Source organism: Olsenella porci (genome assembly GCF_009695875.1).
Taxonomy (GTDB): domain Bacteria; phylum Actinomycetota; class Coriobacteriia; order Coriobacteriales; family Atopobiaceae; genus Olsenella_H; species Olsenella_H porci.
Window position 1 is genome coordinate 1 of the sequence record NZ_VUNC01000013.1, and the last position, 1,792, is coordinate 1,792.

A 1,792-nucleotide genomic window follows, 5' to 3' on the forward strand; every position below is an offset into this window, starting at 1 on the left:
TCGTCGGTTCGGGGCTGAGCCTAGTTGGTGAAAGTGGTGAAACTACGCTGGTTTGGCTGGCGCATTCGCGCTGGTCGGATTGGGGCGCGTGTTGGTCAATCTGGTGAAACCTAAGCTAGCGCTATCAGAGCCCAGCTCCGCCACGAGCTCCTCCCGCGCGTAGCCCTCCTCCGACCTCTCCACCTCGCGGCCGACCTCGCGCGCCGTCGAGTGGCACATCTCGTGCAGGAGCGTGCGAGCGAACGCGTCCATCGAGGTGAACTGCGTGCGGAGCGGCAGCGTGATCATGTCGGTCGAGGGGCGGTAGTACGCCTCGTCTACGCGCTCCTCGCGGACCGGGCACCTCGACGACTCTATGAGCTCGTCCGCCACGCGCTCCACCTCGGCGTTCTCCGGGGCGTGCGCGCTCGGATCGTAGGACTCGATCCCCTCCACCTGGGAGGCGTTGAACACGTGGTGGAGCCTCCCGCGGAGGAAGGCGTCCTTGAGCGCCTCCTCGGGGAGCCTCCCCGTGCGGACGAGCTGCTCGGCCCTCTGGAGGGTGACGACGCCGGAGCCCGGGACGCGCACGTACCAGCTCCAGAACTCCACCGTCGCCGGCGAGCGGGCGCCCCTCGCCACGTGCCAGCCGGCGTCCCTCGCCTGGTTGAACGTGCACCACCTGGGGTCGTCGAAGCCGTCCCTGCGCATCGCCGCCGCGAGCGAGAGCCTGTTCATGCCGCGGTATGTCCTTCCCGTGGCGGCGTTCACGGGCGACCAGCACCCCTTCCACTCCGCCGCCCATGCGAGCCCGCCTCGCTCCATCGCGGCGGAGATCTCCTCGACGACCTGGCGCCTCGCCTCCGCGATCGCCTCCCGGCTGCCCCCTGAGTCCCTTGCCATGAGAATCCCCCTGTCACGGTGGCAGGGCGGCCCCGTGGGACCGCCCTGCGCGCCTCGCCTATGCCCCGTCGGTGCCGTCGCCCGCGGATGCCGCCCTGCACAGCGCGAGCGCCATGAGGGCCGTCCCCGCGGCGGCCATCCCCGCGAAGAACCAGATGAGCGGGACGAACGGGTTACTCATCGCCGTCGCCTCCACCGAGCGGGTCCGGCCCCGTCGCGGGCCCTCGGCGGATCTCGATCCCGGCGTCCCCGTCCGCGTCGCGGCGTCCGCGGCGCCTGAGCGCGCGTGCGCCCGCGAGGGAGAGCCCCGCGGCGGAGCAGAGGCCGGCGATTGCCGCCAGGGGCGCGCCGGCGTCGCCCGTCTTGGGAAGCTGGCCACCGCCCTTGGTGGCCTTCTCCTCCCTGGGGGTCTCGGGCGGGGCCTCGGTGATGCTCACCGTCTGCCCCTCGTCCTCGAGGTCGGCGTGGGTGGCCACGGTCCTCCCATCGTGGGCGATGGTCTCGAAGGCAACCACGTCGTGCCCTGCGAGCGCGCTGCCGTCGAACTCGAACGTGACGTCGGTGCTGCCGGACTCGGCGTCCGCGGTGAAGGTGGCGCTGGCGGTGACGGGGCTGCCGTCCCCTCCCGTGACCCTCTCGCCCGTGGACTTGTCCATGAGCGTGCCCGTGACCGTGTACTCGCGGCCCTTGACGAGCCCGGACCACTCGACCCTGTCCGTGATGGCGACCTTGTCCGCGGCCGTGGCCTCGTGGTCGCCGTCCGCCGCGTCGGTCGCCGTGGTGTGGATGCCGGGCAGGCTCACGGTCTGTCCCTCGTCCTTCAGGTCGGCGTGGGTGGCGACGACCTTGCCCGCGCGGGAGAGCTCCTCCGTGCAGACGAGCTTCCTCCCCTCGAGTCCGGTGCCGTCCA

3 protein-coding genes are annotated in these 1,792 nt (G+C 71.7%); all 3 read right to left on the reverse strand.

The window, feature by feature from the left end:
- Nucleotides 1–42: 42 nt before the first annotated feature.
- Nucleotides 43–882, reverse strand: a complete 840-nt coding sequence (locus FYJ68_RS09945; RefSeq protein WP_154436124.1) for an ArdC-like ssDNA-binding domain-containing protein — start codon at nt 880–882, stop codon at nt 43–45.
- A 58-nt stretch (nt 883–940) separates the two neighbouring features.
- Nucleotides 941–1,063 (reverse strand): hypothetical protein, encoded by a 123-nt coding sequence (locus FYJ68_RS10410; protein ID WP_268233791.1) that lies wholly within the window; start codon nt 1,061–1,063, stop codon nt 941–943.
- Nucleotides 1,056–1,792, reverse strand: a 737-nt coding sequence (locus FYJ68_RS09950) for a VaFE repeat-containing surface-anchored protein (protein WP_154436125.1), incomplete at its 5' end; no start/stop codon positions are given. The genes FYJ68_RS09950 and FYJ68_RS10410, both read right to left, overlap by 8 nt.

Excerpts from the sequence above, each read along its gene's own strand:
- FYJ68_RS09945 (WP_154436124.1), bottom strand. The coding sequence starts at position 882 with ATGGCAAGGGACTCAGGGGGCAGCCGGGAGGCGATCGCGGAGGCGAGG.
- FYJ68_RS10410 (WP_268233791.1), bottom strand. The coding sequence starts at position 1,063 with ATGAGTAACCCGTTCGTCCCGCTCATCTGGTTCTTCGCGGGGATGGCC.